The following is a 14,735-nucleotide window of genomic DNA, read 5'->3' on the forward strand; positions in this document are numbered from 1 at the left end:
GGGTCAGGCGAGCAGGGCGCGGACGTAGTCGCCGATCGGCTGGGTGGGGCGGTCGATGAGCTCGCGCAGCGTGCCGGGCGTGTCGGCGAGCCAGCCGCGGGAGATGTTGACGTCCACGTCGGCCATGACCTCGGCGAACGGGGCCGGGAGGCCGGCGCCGGCCAGGACGCCCGCGTACTCGTCCTTCGGCAGGTTCCGGTAGGCGACCTCCTTGCCGGTGACCTTGGAGATCTCGGCGGCCAGGTCGGCGAGGGTCCAGGTGGTGTCGCCGGACAGCTCGTACACCTGGCCGTCGTGGCCCTCGCCGGTCAGCACGGTGGCCGCGGCGGCGGCGTAGTCGGCGCGGGGGGCGGAGGCGATCCGGCCGTCGCCGGCGGCGCCGTACACGGCGCCGAGCTGGGGCGCCGTGGTGATCGACTGCTCGTAGACCTCGTTGTACCAGTTGTTGCGCAGGATCGTGTACGTCACCCCGGACGCCTTGATGTACTCCTCGGTCGCCCGGTGGTCGGCGGCCAGGGCGGCCTCGGTGGTGTCGGCCTTGGGCGCGCTGGTGTAGACGAGCGCGGCCCCGGCCTGCTTCGCCGCGTCCGTGACGGCCGCGTGCTGCCGTGCCCGCTGGGGCTCGAGGCCGGAGATGAGCAGCACCTTGGCGGCGCCCCGCACGGCGGCCTCGAGCGTCTCGGGCCGGTCGTAGTCGGCCTCGCGGACTTCGACGCCGAGGTCGGCGGCCTTCTCCGGGGTGCGCGCGGCGGCGACGATCTCTGCGGCGGGGACCCGCTTCTTGAGCTCCTCGATCACCAGCCGGCCCAGGTGCCCGCTCGCTCCGGTTACCACGATCATGGTTACTCTCCTCAGTACTTTCTGTTGGTTAGTGCTTTCTATCAGAAAGTACACCCAAAGGCGTAAGCTGTCTTCCATGGAGGAGTTCGATGAGCTGGTGGCAGACGTCTTTTCGCGCAGGTGCACCTCGCGCACGGTGCTGGAGACCCTCACCGGCCGCTGGGCGATCCTGGCGCTGGTGGCCCTGCACGAAGGGCCCTACCGCTTCAACGCGTTGCGCCGCCGCGTCGACGGGGTGAGCGAGAAGATGTTGTCCCAGACGCTGCACGCCCTCGAACGCGACGGCATGGTGCTGCGCGTGGCCGAGACCTCGATCCCGCCCCGGGTCGAATACAGCCTCACCGCGCTGGGCCGCGAGGCGGCCGAGCGCCTGATCCCCCTCCTGGAGTGGGTGGAGGAGCGCATGCCCGAGGTCGTCTCCGCCCGGGAGGAGCACGCCTCGCGCTGAGCGTTCAGCGGGAGGCCGTCTCGGCCGTACGGGTGCGCAGCGCTGTGGCGGTCAGGGCGACGAAGGCGGCCAGCACGGCCGGGATGGCCAGCGCCAGGGGCAGGCCGGTCAGTTCGGCCACGGCCCCGATGAACACCGGCCCGGACAGCATGCCCAGGTATCCGATGGAGGCCACCCGCGCCAGCGCCCGGCCCGCGAAGGCGGGATCGCGGTGGCCGGCGGCCGAGAACACCTGCGGCACGATGCACGACAGCCCGGCCCCGAAGCAGCCGAACCCGATCACCCCCGCCGCCGGATGCCCGCCCAGCAGCGCCAGCCCCAGCCCCGCGGCGGCCAGCAGCCCGCAGCAGCGCACCAGCGGCACCGCGCCGAACCTGGCCGCCAGCCGGTCGCCCGCCAGCCGCCCCGCCGTCATCATGACGGAGAACGCGGCATACCCGGCGGCCGCGAGCCCCGGCGAGGCGGCCAGGTCCTCGCGCAGGTAGACCGAGCTCCAGTCGGCCGAGGCGCCCTCGCCCACCAGGCAGCAGAACGCCAGCACGCCGAGGAACACGATCCCCTTGGGCCGCTCGGCCGAGCCTGAGCCGGCGGCAGAGGCCGGGCCATCGGCGGGGGAGGGGAGCGAGCGCAGGGCCCAGCGGGCGGCCCAGATAGCCAGCAGCGCGACCACCACGCCCACCGACACGAACGTGGCCGCGGCCGACAGGTCGAGGTGCGCGAACAGGCTGCCCGCCGTGGCGCCCGCGAACCCGCCGATGCTGTAGACGGCATGGAACGACGACATGATCGGCCGCCCGTAGGCCCGCTCGACCTCCACGGCGTTGGCGTTCATGGCCACGTCGAGGATGCCGTGCACGATCCCGAACACCAGCAGCGCCCCCGCCAGCGCCCACAGGTGCGGAGCATAGGCGGGCGGCACGAGCACGACGCCCTGCAGGAGGGCGGCCGGGATCATGACGCGGCTGCTGCCGAGCCGGTCGACCAGCCGGCCCACCGCGGTCATCCCGGCCATCGCCCCGCCCGCGATGGCCAGCAGCGCGAGGCTGAACTGGCCGTCTCCCAGCCCGAGGTGCTCCTTGACGGCGGGGATGCGGGCCGTCCAGGTGCCCGTGGCCGTGCCGGCCAGGAAGAAGAGCAGGTAGACCGCCGTACGTTCCCGCAGGAGAGCGCGCCCGCCGCCCTGCCGCTTCCCTGGCGCGGGTCTCACACGGCCTCCCTGACCGTCACCCCGGCCGCCACCAGGGCGTCGCGCTCCTCGCCCGGTATGCCGGAGTCCGTCACCACCACGTCCAGCCGCGAGATCGGGCACACCGCGCCGAACGCCGTACGCGCGAACTTGCCGGAGTCGCACGCCACGATCACCCGCCGCGCCGAGGCTATGGCCGCCTGCTTGACCGCCACCTCCGGCAGGTCGTGCGCGGTCAGCCCGTGCTCGGCAGACAACCCGCAGCAGCCGATCACCGCCGTGTCGAACCGCAGCGCCTTCAACGAGCTCTCGGTCAGCGGGCCCATGAAGTTCAGCTCGCCCTGGCGTACCTCGCCGCCGGGCAGCACCAGCCGTACGCGCGGCGCGGAGGCCAGCAGCGACACCGACTGCAGGGCCAGCGGCAGCACGGTCAGGCGGCGGTCGTGCAGGGCGCGGGCCACCTCCAGCGCGGTCGTGCCGCCGTCCAGCACCACCGCCTCCCCGTCGGCGATCAGGCCCGCCACCTCCGCGCCGATGCGCTCCTTGGCCTCCACCGCCTCCCGCTCTCGCACGCCGAACGGCGGCTCCTCGCCGCGCAGCAGCAGCGACAGCGCCCCGCCCCTGACCCGGCGCACCACTCCCTGCTGGGCCAGCTCGTCCAGGTCGCGCCTGATGGTCATCTCCGAGACGCCGTGCTCGGCGGCCAGCTCGGCGACCGAGACGCTGTCGTTGGTGCGCAAGGCGTTCATGATGGCGCGCAAACGTTCCACATGTTCATACAAACACGACATATGTGCGCAATACAATGGGGTGTATGCGTGCCAGCCGCCTGCTCTCGCTCCTCCTGCTCCTGCAGACGCGCGGCCGCATGACCGCGCCGGAGCTGGCCGCGGAGCTTGAGGTGTCGGTCCGCACGGTCTACCGCGACGTCGAGGCGCTGTCGGCGGCCGGCGTGCCCGTCTACGCCGACCGCGGGCCGGCGGGCGGCTACCAGCTGCTCGACGGCTACCGCACCCGCCTGAACGGGCTGACCACGGAGGAGGCCTCGTCGCTGTTCCTGGCCGGGCTGCCCGGGCCGGCGGCCGAGCTGGGGCTGGCCGAGGTGGCGGCCACCGCCGAGCTGAAGCTGCTGGCCGCGCTGCCGCCCGAGCCGCGCTCGCACGCCTCGCGGATGCGCGAGCGGTTCCTGCTGGATGTGCCGAGCTGGTACCGCTCGGCCGACGACGTGCCGCATCTGAGCGAGGTGGCCGAGGCGGTGTGGGACCAGCGGCCGCTGCACATGACGTACCGGCGCTGGGGGCAGCAGGAGATCGACCGGGTGGTGCACCCGTACGGGCTGGTGCTCAAGGGCGGTTCCTGGTACATGGTGGCCGCGCCGCAGGGCGGCAGCCCCCGCACGTACCGGGTGGCGCGGATCCTGACGCTGGAGACGCTGCCCGGCCGGTTCGCCCGGCCCGAGGGGTTCGACCTGGGCGGGTTCTGGCAGGACTACGCCAAGGAGTTCCGCGAGCGCATGTACACCGCCGAGGCCGTCATCAAGGTGGCCCCCGGGCAGGGCGACATGCTGGCGTACACGATGGGCGTCGACGTCGTGGGCGCCGCGCTGGCCGCCGCGGGGGAGCCCGACCAGGAGGGCTGGCTGACGCTCACGGTGCCCATCGAGTCGATCAAGCACGCGCGCTGGCTGCTGCTGCGGATGGGCGCCGACGTCGAGGTGCTCGGGCCGCCGGAGCTGCGGGCGCTGATGTGCGAGGCGGTCGCGGAACTGCACAAGATGTACGGCTGACGCCCTCGCCGCGCGATGTGCGGATAAATGACGCGATATTCGCAGGCGGCTCTGCGAGCATGCGCGCATGTATCTTCTAGCTTTCGTGGGCGCGTGCGTCCTGATCGCCATGGTGCCGGGGGTCAGCACGGCCATCATCCTGCGCCAGACGCTGCGCGCGGGCCGCGGTTCCGGCCTGGCCGCCACCTTGGGCAACGAGACCGGGATCCTGCTGTGGGGGCTGGCCGCCGCGTTCGGCCTGTCGGCGCTGCTGGTGGCCTCGCAACTGGCCTACGACGTCATGCGGGTCGTGGGCGCCGTGGTCCTGGTGGTGATGGGTGCGCAGGCGCTGTGGCAGGCCCGCAAGGGCGCGCCGGAGCCCGAAGGGGCGGTCCGGCCAGGCTGGCGCGGCCCGTACCTGGCGGGCGTCGGGACGTGCCTGGCCAACCCGAAGGCGGCGGTGTTCGCGATGTCGTTCCTGCCGCAGTTCGTCCCGCCGGGGCAGAACGTGCCGCTGACGCTCGTGACGCTGGCCGTGGTGTGGGTGCTGGTGGACCTGCTCTGGTACGGGCTGCTCATCTGGATGGTCGCCAAGGCCAAGGCGTGGCTGGGCAGGCCCGCGGTGCGCCGGCGGCTGGAGCAGATCTCCGGCGTGGTGCTCATCGGGCTGGGCGTGCGTCTGGTGGTGGAGTCGCGATGACGATCTGGCACGCAGAGCGGGGCACGGGCGAGCCCGTGGTGCTGCTGCATTCGTCGGCGGCCGACTCCGGCATGTGGGACGCGCAGGTGGAGGCCCTGTCCGCCCGATTCCGCGTGATCACGGTGGACTTCCGCTGGTACGGGCGCAGCGCGTGCCATGCGGACGGCCCCTACAGCGATGCGGGCGACGTGACCCGGGTGCTGGCGGAGCTGGAGGTGACCCGCGCGGCGCTGGTGGCCTCGTCGGGCGCGTGCCAGGCCGCGCTGGAGCTGGCCGCGGCCGGGCTCGCCGACCGGCTGGTGCTGCTCAACCCGGTCTCCTCGCTGGAGCCCACGGCGGACGTGCGGTCGTATTGGCAGGAGGAGAGGCGGCTGCTGGAGCTGGGAGACGCTCAGGGGGCGGCCGAGCTGAACGCGCGGACGCTGCTCGGACCCGAGGCGTCTGACGCGGCCTGGGACCGGCTGGTGGAGATGCAGCGGCACGCGTTCGAGATCCAGCTGGCCGCCGATCCGGAGCCCGAGCGGGTCGAGGGGGAGGTCTCGGCGGCGAAGATCGACCTTCCCGCGCTCGTGGTGGCGGGCGCGCACGATCTGCCGTACTTCCTGGCCAGCGCCCGGCACCTGGCCGGCGAGCTGCCCCGGGCGCGGCTGGTGGAGCTGGAGTGGGCGGGGCACCTGCCGGCCATGGAGCGTCCCGAGGAGATCAACCGGCTGCTCCTGGATTACCTTTAGTGCATGACGAACGACCTGGCGACCCTCATGAGGCAGGCGCAGGACGACGATCCGCTGCTGGCGCTGCACGCCACCACCGCGCTGCGCCGTGAGATCGAGCGCCTGGAGGCGGTCCAGGTGCGGCGGGCCAGGGTGGCGGGGCTGGCGTGGGCGCAGATCGCCGACGCGATCGGGGTGAGCAAGCAGGCCGTGCACAAGAAGTACGGCCGCCTCTAACCCTTCCACTGGCCGGCGAACCAGCGCAGCGCGATGTTCCAGGAGTAGCCGCGCCGGATGCGCCCGGCCACCTCCGGGGGCAGCGTGTCCAGGCCGCGGTGCTCCAGCAGCACCTCGGTGCCGCCGTCGACCGGGCTGAAGGCCACCTCGATCTCCATCCGGCCGCTGTCGTTGATCAGGTCGGCCCAGACGAGGCGGTGCGGCGGCTCCCAGGCGATGATCTTGCCGGTGTCGACGTGGCCGCCGTCGGACCACAGCTCGCGCAGGTAGCCGTCCTGGAAGCGGATGCCGATCGCGCGGGCGGGGTCGACCCAGCTGTGGCGGCCGCGTACGTACCAGTGGTCGATCTCGTCGGTGAAGATCCGGAACGCGGTCGCCGGATCGACGGGCACGGTGACGCTGGCCTGGACGGAGTTCACCGGCCGCGCTCCACGTGGTCCTTGAACGAGCCGAGCTGCTCGGCCCAGAACGCCTGCACCTGGTCCAGCCAGGCCTGCAGGGCCGCGAAGGGCTCCTGGCACAGCGTGTAGAGGCGCAGCCGGGCGTCGACGCCGCCCGCTTCCGCGCGTACGAGACCGCCCGCCCGCAGCACGCGCAGGTGCCTGCTGAGGGCGGGCGCGCTCATCTGCACGGCCTGGGCCAGCTCGCCGGCCGGTCGGGGTCCTTCGCGCAGCAGGTCGATGACCTTGCGCCGGGTGGGGTCGGCGAGCGCGGCCAGCGTGGCGTCCAGATCATTAACGTTGCTGTTAATTGTTGCCTGCTTCCGTTATGGTGTTAATCCTTAACGATAGCGGCAATTATTGCGGAGGTGCGTACATGAGTGTCGAGCTGGGGTACTACACGCTGTCCGTGGCGGACCTGGAGCGGGCGGCGGCCTTCTACGGGGCGCTGTTCGGCTGGGAGTTCAAGCGCGAGCACGAGACCTACCTGCACGTCACGAACACGGCCGTGCCGATGGGCTTCGTCTCCGACGGCCCCTCCTCGCAACCGAACCTCTACTACCACGTCACCGACATCGACGCGGCCGTCCAGCAGGTGCGGGAGCTGGGCGGCAGCACCGGCGCGGTGTTCGACAGCAAGTCGGGTCGCGGCTGCACCTGCACCGACGACCAGGGAACGCAGATCAGCATCTGGCAGCCCGCGCCGGGCTTCGGCTGATCTCGCCGGCTGGGGGCGTCAAAGGAGCGCGGGCTGGGGGAGGGGCTAGTCGGGGGCCTTGACGGTGGCGATTCCGAGGGTGCTGGTCATCGGCAGCAGCCCGGCCTCGAAGACCGCGCCGAGGACCGGCGAGGCGAGCTGGGCCAGGCGCCCGGCGCGCTCCTCGCCGAGCAGCCGCCACGGCTCGGCGGCCAGCTCGTCGGTCATCCGCTCCACCTGGTCGCGCAGCGCCCGTCCCTGCTCGGTGGCCTGCCCGTCCGGGCCGAGCAGTCCACGCGCGGCCAGCCGTTCCCGGGCGGCGTCCCACTCCTGCTCGCTCCAGCCGCGCCCGTCGAAGTTGGCCACCGGGGCGGCGCCGATCGCGGCGAACGACACCAGCGCCTCGCACCCGTCCAGTCCGGCGGCCAGCAGCGCCGCCAGGTGGCCGTCGCCGCGGTGCTCGCGCAGCACGGTGGCGGCCTGCCACAGCACCAGGTGCGGCTCGTCGGGCCAGGGCAGGTCCAGGTTGGCCGCGGCGAACGGCCGCCCGGACACCGTCACGCTCTCCGCGGCGCGCCTGGCCAGCTCCGCCGCCTCCGCCACGTCCGGCCCGGCCACTTTGTCGCCCAGCAGGTGGCGGTAGGTCCTGTCGACCGCGGTGAGCCGCGCGTCGAGCGCCTTGTTCGGGGAGGCGACCTCCCAGACGGCCGGCACGTGCTCGCCGATCATGCGCGGGCTGAAGCTGTAGTACGCGGCCGTGGCCAGCCGGCTGCCCGCCCGCCCGAGCGGCGCCGTGCGGTAGGCGAAATAGCTCGGCCAGCGGGACTCCACGTCGTAGCCGAGCGCGGCCGCCTCCTCGAACGCCTGCGGCGAGAAGTACAGCACCGCGTGGATCGGCTCGAGCTGGTGCCACATGCGGCGGGCGAGCCTGGACGATGCGCTCACGTCAATCCCTCACTGTCTAGATAAACTATGCCAGTGACGATAGAGGCTTGGCGCATCACTGGTCAATCGCAAATAGACAGTTATGTCGGCAGATGGGTGGAGCTCGCCGTCCTGCTGGTCAACGAGCTGTCCGTGGCCCGGGCTCACGGCCGTCCCGCCGGCCCGCCCGCCGACCGGCGGGCGGCGCTGGAGGAGGCGCTCACCCGCCAGGGCTGGACCCTCGGCCGCGCGCTGACCGGCGCGGACGCCGACCGGCTCGCCGGCGTGGCCGCCGAACTGCACCCGGCGTTCAGCGGCAACGTCGCCACGCTGAACGAGGCCCTGGTGCGTCACGGGGCCGTGCCCAACCTGCACGGTGACCCGCCCGTCCTGGCCTTCCACGCGCCGGGGGCGGACCTGGTGGACGCCTGTGCCGCCGACGCCGCCACGGCCCTGGCCATGGTGATCGGCGTCGGCCAGGGCCGGCGGCTGCGCAGCTGCGAGGCGGACGGGTGCGAGCTGGTCTTCATGGACGTCACCAGGAACGCCTCGCGCAGGTTCTGCGGGCTGTCCTGCCAGAACCGCGCCAAGGCCAGCGCCTACCGCGCCCGCCGCCGCACCTGAGTCACCCTGCCTGGATCACCCTGTAGGTGGACTGGACGACGCCCGCGTCGAACACCTTGGTCGAGACGTGGCCGAGCGGCACGTCGCCGCCGAACGGCCCGAACAGAGGGAGCCCCGTTCCCAGCAGCACGGGGACCGTGGTGATGGTGATCCGGTCGATCAGGCCGGCGCGCAGGAAGGCGCGGATGACCTGGCCGCCGTCGACGTACACGCTCTTGGTGCCGCGCTCTGCCAGGGCGTGCAGCAGCCGGTCGAGGTCGCGGTAGACGGTGACGCGCGGGTCGGGGCCCTGCTCGAGCGTGGTGCTGAGCACGGCCACGTACCGGCCCTCGTGCGGCCAGGGATCGTAGGAGAGTCCGGGCTCGTACGTGCCGCGGCCCATCACCACCGTGTCGATGCCGTCGATGAACTCCTGGTAGCCCAGGTCGCCGCCGGCGGCCTCGCCCCGGCTGGTGAGCCAGTGCAGGTCGCCGTCCTCGCGCGCGATGAACCCGTCGAGGCTCGTACCGATGAACACCGAGCAGCTGAACGGATAGGTCATGTGTGCCTCTCATTTATAAATGTTCGTTCGTTTACAAATATAGCGAGCATGGGCACGGCTTGGCATGCTTTTGTCGGGGACGTCGGTCAGGATGTGTGCCATGGCTTCATGGCAGGAGTTCGAGGGGCAGGCGCCGGAGCTGGCGGGGGCGGCGCGGCGGGTGATGGACACTTGCAAGCACCGGGTGCTGGCGAGCTTGCGCAAGGACGGCTCGCCCCGGGTCAGCGGGATCGAGACCATGTTCAGGGACGGCGAGCTGTGGACGGGGTCGATGCCCCGGGCGGTCAAGGCTCAGGACCTGCGGCGGGATCCGCGCATGGCGATCCACGTCGCCTCCCCGGAGCCCGATGCGGCCGATCCGTCGACGTGGGCGGGCGACGTGAAGCTGGCGGGGCGCGCCGTGGAGGTCACCGATGAGGCGGTGCTGGCGTCGTTCGGGCTGCCCAGCACGGAGTCGCACCTGTTCCGGATCGAGCTGACGGAGGTCGTGTGGACCCGGATCGACGGCGACGAGATCGTCATGACCGCCTGGCGCGAGGGGGTGGGGGTTCGGGAGATCCGGCGTAAGTAATCTACAAAGTAAAGGCGCCCGGTCGAGTTGGAGCATCAGTAAGCCGCATCACTGCCTCGGAGGTCTCCGCGATGGTTTTCCCGAGGCTGGGGACTGTAAGAACAACGGCGTGCGCCGTGAGGTGCTGTGTTTCGAGTGGAGGTGAAAGACCTTCGCCGCCTGTCCGGTTACGACCTCATCTGGCGAGTCGCGTACGACCTCGTTGCGGCACCCTTGATCTCGCAGCGTTATCACGTACATGGTGTGCGGGTCCTCTTGAGCAGTATCGGCCCACAGCTCACCCCGAGTCTCGAAGTGCGTCGTCCTTCTGGTGACCGATCAGGCCGGGACGAGGCGCCGACATGAGGTCAGGCTGCCCAGCCGCGCAGCGCGGCGGGGATCGCCGAGCGGAGCGTGGTCTCGGCCGTGGCGGTGTCGAGGGCCCCGGCCAGTTCGAGAGTCACCAGACCGTGCAGGGTCACCCAGAGTGAGAGCGCGATGGAGGTCGCGTCACCCGAGAGCGCGGAGGCCGACCGAGCGCGGTCTATCGCCTCGATGAGCGGCCTGACGGGATCTGCGGCACCGATGTCGCCGGACGGGTCGAAGCTCTGCACGCCGCCGAACAACACCGTGTAGAGGTGGCGGTGCTCGCGTCCCCATCGCCGGTACGCGACTGCGAGCGCATAGAGGTCGGCGAGGGGGTCATCGGAGGTCGGCACCGCCGACAGTTCCTGGGACAGCCCGGCGACGGCCCTGTCGCGTACTTCGGCGATCAGCCCGTCCTTACCGTCGAACAGCGAGTAGACCGCGGCGGTCGCGGTCCCGGCGGCGGCGGCCAGGGCTCGGATAGTGATCGACTCCCGTGGACGGGTGGCGAACATCTCGGTCGCGGAGTCGATGAGGCGGTCCTTCACGGTGTCGTCGTTCGTTCTCGGCCTTCCCACGACGACCAGCCTAGCCGAGCTGGTAGCGTATCCAAACATCGTTTTGAAACAGCGTTTGGAAAACCTATGTCTCATCCCGTTCCTCTCCGCCTCATCGGCCGCCTGATTCTGGCCCTGCTCGCCGTCGTGGGGCTGGCCGGGCTGTTCCTCGCCCTGATCGTCTTGACGGACGGCGCGCGCTCCGGGCTCGCCGCCTGGCTGACCACCCTCGGAGCCGGAATCATCGCCGCACTGTGGCGCGGCCGCGGTCATACCTGGCGGGGCCGGCTATGGCCCTTCGCACCGGTGATCGCCGCCGCGGTGCTCACGGCGTCGGTCTGCGTCCCCACCGTCCCCACGACCCGGCAGTATCCGCCCGACCTGCCCTTCGTCGCGACGAGACACTGGAGCCTGAGCACGGGAAGCCGGGTCGCGGTCTACCACTATCCCCCCGCCGCCGGCGCCCCCCGCCGTCCCACACCGCTCGTCTACCTCCACGGCGGGCCCGTCCGCTCCATCTCCGTGCTCGACCACCGATTCCTGCGACTCCTGGCCGGACAGGGCTACGACGTGTACGCCTACGAGCAGCCCGGCGGCGGGCGGAGCGACCTGCTGCCCATGGAGCAGTACACAATCTCCAGGTCCGTACGCGACCTCGCCGCCTTCATCGATCGCCTGGACAAGGGCCCGGTCGACGTCCTCGGATTCTCCGCGGGCGCCATCGTGCTCACCCGGGCCCTGGCCACCCCGAACACCGCCGCCCGCGTGCACCGGGCAATCATCGCCGAGCCCGGCCCCATGGACGGCCCCACCGCACTGATCAGCGGACAACAGGGGCGACCGTCCGCGCGCGGCCTCGCCCCGGCCCCAACCGGAGCGCAGGCGACGCGCGTCCCCCGGTACGCCGTCGCGCTCGGCCTCATCCAACTCGGGCTCCTCCCGCCCGACACCGGCCTGATCACGCAGGCCGAAGGCGTCAACGCCGTCAAGGCCGCCGATCTCGGCAGCGACACCGCCTCCGCCTACTGTGCGCGCGACGCCGGCCGCATCCCTGCCGAGGACACCGCGGAGAACTTCTCCTTCAACGCCGCCGCCAGCCTACAGATCCAGCAGACGATCAAAGACTCGCCCTCCATCGCCCCCGGGCTGAGCCGCTCCCGGACCCCCGCAATGCTGATGATCGCCGAATGCTCCTCACAGACACGCCAATGGCAGACCAGCATCCTCGCCGCCGACCCCGCCATCGAGCGAACCCAATACATGCCCGGCGTCGGACACCGCATGTGGAACGGCCTCGACGACAACAACGAGCGCGCCGCTGCCGTCATCACAGCGTTCCTCCAAAGCGAGCCGTCGCCCCTGCCCAATTACCCAACCCGCACCGGCATCTCCGCCTTCCTCCGCGACCACAGGTAAGGCTCGCAGCGGGCCGATGTCATCTCACCGGAGGTCCGCTCACGCCGCAGTAAGGTCGAGCCGGGTCTTCATGTCCAACCGGAACCGGCCGTAGGGGTTTACATGGGCCCAGAACAGCGGGCTGAGCGCGCGCCGATCTTCCTCCGTCAGCTTGCCGCCCCACTGCGGATCTCGCAGCACGGCCTGAAGGAGCTGGGTATTGATGAACACCAGCGAGGACTGCAGCAGGTGCAAGGTGAGCATGGACACCTCGGCGTGCTCACGATCGGCCCCGGTCAGCACGCCGTCACGCCCGTAGAAGATCTTGTCGTTGGCGCTGTTCCAGTTCTCCACGACCTGCAATCCGCTGTTGATCTCCCGGCGTAGCTGCTCATCAGCGAGATAGTCGCAGGCGAAGATCGTACGCACGACCCGGCCGAGTTCCTCCAGGGCCAGGTAGACCGGATGCTTGGGGCCGTTGCCCTTCATGAAACGGCGGTCGTAGCCGAGCCGGGCCCGGCCCGTGTGCGGGCAGATGTCTTTCGCCGCGGGGCGGCGGGCAGGGACCGGCCGCCTCGGATAGGGAGCAGCGGGCCGTGGGTGCGTGCGCTGCCATCGGGGAGGTGTAGCAACTGGGGTAGTAGGTGGGCGGTCCCGCTGTCCGCGGTGGGTGTTGGCGTTGGTGAAGCGAGGGGTAAACAGGAAGGTGTAGGTGGCCGCCGCTACGGTGACCGGGTTGATCGCTTTGGCCAGTTGGATGAAGGTGGAGCCGACTCCCTGCCGCCTGGATTCTGCTGCCGGTCGGCGCCGCCGCCCGCTACCACGCCGCCTACCAGCCGACCCCGGACGCCGCGACCCAGCGCCGCGCCCGCGGATGGGCGGTGCTTGTCACTACCACCAACGTGTGCACTTAGGCTCTCCGCCCTTCTCCTTGGCGCAGGCGCGGAAGACAAGGTTCGGGTTGTTCGGGTCGGTGTAATGGGCCTTCGACTCCGAAGTGTTCGAGGCGGGGAAGGGGCCGCACTGTATCCATCCGTCGCCGCCAGTGCTTGAGACGTCCATCCAAACTAGGTCAGTCTTCATGTAGCCCGCACGAAGCCCTGCCCAACCAGCCTGCCTGCCGTTCAGCCGGCCCGTGTAGAGCGTGACCTGTTTGTGATATCCGTAGGCGATGGTTCCGTGCGTCTGAGTCGCGCTATTCGGCGGCCAGGGCCACGATTTGCAGTTCAGCGGATCAGCGGAGGCAGCAGGCGCTGACGCGAGTGAGGCAGCCATCAACGCCGCAGTGGTTGCGATGCCGATGGTCGTCCGCGAGCGAATTGACATGGAATCTCCTTGGTTCCTTAGCGAAGGTTGAGCGAGGCCGGCGCGGGGCGCACGCAGGAACGCCCGCCGGCCACCGAAAAGGGGGAGGGCCAGGGGCGTTCCCACACCCACCAGACCAGCCGGCTACCCGCCGCCCTTCGGCCAGTATTCGTCGTCGCCGGCGGCGGGGCCTGCGGCCAGGGCGAGCCCTGCCATCGCTGCCGCCGCGGCGGCAGCGATCCGCCTCACATGTTCGATCATCGGAAGGATGCATTCCCTTGCTCGGCGACCCGTCCCGGACAGTTCACAACGCGCCGCCCTCGCCTGTCACCGTGTTCCAGCCTGGGCCGGAACACCCAGTTCACCGCTCTGCACCCGGCCGCCGTCGACCCAGCATTGATCGCTTTGTGATCCGCGCGAGCCAGCATCAGGGGCATGACCGGGGGAATCTTGAGGATCGTTTTCACCGGGGAGGACCTGGTCCGGCTGCGCATCGCCTCGGGCATCGACGAGCTGTGGGAAATGGCGATGAGCCTGCACGTGCTGCAAAAACCCGGCGGCGGCGCGGACATGACCACCTGGCGACTGCAGGCACGCGCCGACCTGGCCGAGACCGGCCTGCTGCAGCCGGTACGCCGGACCCTGCTGCCGCTGATGCCGATCAAGGCATACTTCCCCGACTTCCTGACCCCGCACCACGCCCAGACCGAACCGCAGAACGGCATCGACGTGCTGGCCGACACCCCGCCCTCCCGCGTCCGCCACGAACTCGACCAACTGCGCCGGCACACCGCCCTGCCCGCCACCCTCGACGACCTGGCCCGCGGCAACCAGCGCGCCATCACCGGCCTGGCCGGCCTGACCTCCCGGTACTGCCAGACCGCCTTCGCCCCACACCGCACCACGATGGAGCACGCGCTGGGACGCGAACGCGCCCGCCTCACCCGCCTGCTCACCGACCACGGTGTGGAGGCCACGCTCGCCGCCCTAGGACCCGCCATGCGCTGGCGGCCCCCCGTCCTGGAGGCCGACTACGCCACCGGCCGCTACGAGATCCCGCTGCGCGGCCGCGGCCTGACCCTCATCCCCTCCTACTTCTGCCGCTACACCCCGGTCGCACTCGCCGACCCCAGGCTGCCACCCGTCCTGATCTACCCCGCCCCTCGCCGCGTCCCAACCCACGGCGCCGACACCGGCACCGGCGACGCGCTGCCCGACCTGCTCGGCGCCACCAGAGCCCGCATCCTGCGCTGCATCGCCGCCACCGCAGGCTGCACCACCAGCGAACTCGCCCGCCGGACCGGCACCTCACTCTCCTCGGCCAGCGCCCACGCCCAAGTCCTCCACCGCACCGGGCTGATCACCAGCACCCGCCACGCCAACATGGTCATCCACCAGCTCACCCCCCTGGGCACCGACCTGATCCGCCACCAGACCCCGTCCTGACCCC

General features: G+C 71.0%; 19 protein-coding genes. 10 read left to right on the forward strand and 9 right to left on the reverse strand.

Going from position 1 to position 14,735, the window contains the following annotated elements:
• Positions 1-3: 3 nt before the first annotated feature.
• Positions 4-840 (reverse strand): SDR family oxidoreductase, encoded by an 837-nt coding sequence (locus ACIBVN_RS41975; RefSeq protein ID WP_397145874.1) that lies wholly within the window; start codon positions 838-840, stop codon positions 4-6.
• Positions 841-916: 76 nt separating this feature from the next.
• Here ACIBVN_RS41975 and ACIBVN_RS41980 point away from each other — a divergent pair, with 76 nt between their 5' ends.
• A complete protein-coding gene (locus tag ACIBVN_RS41980; RefSeq protein ID WP_345002858.1) occupies positions 917-1,288 on the forward strand; it encodes a helix-turn-helix domain-containing protein in 372 nt (123 codons plus the stop codon).
• Between the two features lie 4 nt (positions 1,289-1,292).
• Here the strand turns inward: ACIBVN_RS41980 and ACIBVN_RS41985 are convergent, their stop codons facing one another.
• Positions 1,293-2,495 (reverse strand): MFS transporter, encoded by a 1,203-nt coding sequence (locus ACIBVN_RS41985; protein WP_397145875.1) that lies wholly within the window; start codon positions 2,493-2,495, stop codon positions 1,293-1,295.
• Positions 2,492-3,265: a DeoR/GlpR family DNA-binding transcription regulator gene (locus ACIBVN_RS41990; RefSeq protein ID WP_397145876.1), complete on the reverse strand. Its 774-nt coding sequence runs from the start codon at positions 3,263-3,265 to the stop codon at positions 2,492-2,494. The genes ACIBVN_RS41985 and ACIBVN_RS41990 overlap by 4 nt, the downstream gene beginning before the upstream one ends.
• A gap of 23 nt (positions 3,266-3,288) precedes the next feature.
• On the opposite strand from ACIBVN_RS41990, the gene ACIBVN_RS41995 reads away from it, so the two are divergent.
• The 4 genes from ACIBVN_RS41995 (at position 3,289) to ACIBVN_RS42010 (ending at position 5,886) form a co-directional block, all read left to right on the forward strand.
• A complete protein-coding gene (locus tag ACIBVN_RS41995) occupies positions 3,289-4,260 on the forward strand; it encodes a helix-turn-helix transcriptional regulator (RefSeq protein WP_397145877.1) in 972 nt (323 codons plus the stop codon).
• Positions 4,261-4,327: 67 nt separating this feature from the next.
• The gene (locus ACIBVN_RS42000; protein ID WP_397145878.1) at positions 4,328-4,939 is read left to right on the forward strand and encodes a LysE family translocator; all 612 of its coding nucleotides are present in this window, start codon (positions 4,328-4,330) and stop codon (positions 4,937-4,939) included.
• Positions 4,936-5,670: an alpha/beta fold hydrolase gene (locus ACIBVN_RS42005; RefSeq protein ID WP_397145879.1), complete on the forward strand. Its 735-nt coding sequence runs from the start codon at positions 4,936-4,938 to the stop codon at positions 5,668-5,670. Before ACIBVN_RS42000 ends, ACIBVN_RS42005 begins: the two co-directional genes overlap by 4 nt.
• A 3-nt stretch (positions 5,671-5,673) precedes the next feature.
• Positions 5,674-5,886: a hypothetical protein gene (locus ACIBVN_RS42010; protein WP_397145880.1), complete on the forward strand. Its 213-nt coding sequence runs from the start codon at positions 5,674-5,676 to the stop codon at positions 5,884-5,886.
• Here ACIBVN_RS42010 and ACIBVN_RS42015 read toward each other — a convergent pair.
• Positions 5,883-6,305, reverse strand: a complete 423-nt coding sequence (locus tag ACIBVN_RS42015) for an SRPBCC domain-containing protein (protein ID WP_397145881.1) — start codon at positions 6,303-6,305, stop codon at positions 5,883-5,885. The two genes, ACIBVN_RS42010 and ACIBVN_RS42015, sit on opposite strands and share 4 nt — an antisense overlap.
• Positions 6,302-6,637 (reverse strand): ArsR/SmtB family transcription factor, encoded by a 336-nt coding sequence (locus tag ACIBVN_RS42020; RefSeq protein WP_397145928.1) that lies wholly within the window; start codon positions 6,635-6,637, stop codon positions 6,302-6,304. The genes ACIBVN_RS42015 and ACIBVN_RS42020 overlap by 4 nt, the downstream gene beginning before the upstream one ends.
• 65 nt (positions 6,638-6,702) lie before the next feature.
• On the opposite strand from ACIBVN_RS42020, the gene ACIBVN_RS42025 reads away from it, so the two are divergent.
• Positions 6,703-7,044, forward strand: a complete 342-nt coding sequence (locus ACIBVN_RS42025) for a VOC family protein (protein ID WP_397145882.1) — start codon at positions 6,703-6,705, stop codon at positions 7,042-7,044.
• Between the two features lie 45 nt (positions 7,045-7,089).
• Here the strand turns inward: ACIBVN_RS42025 and ACIBVN_RS42030 are convergent, their stop codons facing one another.
• The gene (locus ACIBVN_RS42030; RefSeq protein WP_397145883.1) at positions 7,090-7,968 is read right to left on the reverse strand and encodes a hypothetical protein; all 879 of its coding nucleotides are present in this window, start codon (positions 7,966-7,968) and stop codon (positions 7,090-7,092) included.
• A gap of 33 nt (positions 7,969-8,001) precedes the next feature.
• On the opposite strand from ACIBVN_RS42030, the gene ACIBVN_RS42035 reads away from it, so the two are divergent.
• Positions 8,002-8,571: a CGNR zinc finger domain-containing protein gene (locus tag ACIBVN_RS42035; protein WP_397145884.1), complete on the forward strand. Its 570-nt coding sequence runs from the start codon at positions 8,002-8,004 to the stop codon at positions 8,569-8,571.
• Between the two features lies 1 nt (position 8,572).
• On the opposite strand, the gene ACIBVN_RS42040 is transcribed toward ACIBVN_RS42035, so the two are convergent.
• Positions 8,573-9,112: a dihydrofolate reductase family protein gene (locus tag ACIBVN_RS42040; RefSeq protein WP_397145885.1), complete on the reverse strand. Its 540-nt coding sequence runs from the start codon at positions 9,110-9,112 to the stop codon at positions 8,573-8,575.
• A 100-nt stretch (positions 9,113-9,212) separates the two neighbouring features.
• On the opposite strand from ACIBVN_RS42040, the gene ACIBVN_RS42045 reads away from it, so the two are divergent.
• Positions 9,213-9,683 (forward strand): pyridoxamine 5'-phosphate oxidase family protein, encoded by a 471-nt coding sequence (locus tag ACIBVN_RS42045; RefSeq protein WP_397145886.1) that lies wholly within the window; start codon positions 9,213-9,215, stop codon positions 9,681-9,683.
• Positions 9,684-10,030: 347 nt separating this feature from the next.
• Here ACIBVN_RS42045 and ACIBVN_RS42050 read toward each other — a convergent pair whose 3' ends face one another.
• On the reverse strand, positions 10,031-10,606 hold the full coding sequence (locus ACIBVN_RS42050; protein WP_397145887.1) for a TetR-like C-terminal domain-containing protein: 576 nt from the start codon (positions 10,604-10,606) through the stop codon (positions 10,031-10,033).
• A 66-nt stretch (positions 10,607-10,672) separates the two neighbouring features.
• Between ACIBVN_RS42050 and ACIBVN_RS42055 the strand changes: the two genes are divergently transcribed.
• Positions 10,673-12,001 carry an alpha/beta hydrolase gene (locus ACIBVN_RS42055; RefSeq protein WP_397145888.1) on the forward strand — a complete coding sequence of 443 codons (1,329 nt, stop codon included), beginning with the start codon at positions 10,673-10,675 and terminating at the stop codon, positions 11,999-12,001.
• Positions 12,002-12,040: 39 nt separating this feature from the next.
• Here ACIBVN_RS42055 and ACIBVN_RS42060 read toward each other — a convergent pair whose 3' ends face one another.
• Complete coding sequence (locus tag ACIBVN_RS42060) at positions 12,041-12,469, reverse strand: Tn3 family transposase (protein WP_397145889.1); 429 nt, start codon at positions 12,467-12,469, stop codon at positions 12,041-12,043.
• 1,251 nt (positions 12,470-13,720) lie between these two features.
• Between ACIBVN_RS42060 and ACIBVN_RS42065 the strand changes: the two genes are divergently transcribed.
• The gene (locus tag ACIBVN_RS42065; RefSeq protein WP_397145890.1) at positions 13,721-14,731 is read left to right on the forward strand and encodes a winged helix-turn-helix transcriptional regulator; all 1,011 of its coding nucleotides are present in this window, start codon (positions 13,721-13,723) and stop codon (positions 14,729-14,731) included.
• Positions 14,732-14,735: the final 4 nt, after the last annotated feature.

This window comes from Nonomuraea sp. NPDC049400 (genome assembly GCF_044466425.1).
Taxonomy (GTDB): Bacteria; Actinomycetota; Actinomycetes; order Streptosporangiales; family Streptosporangiaceae; genus Nonomuraea.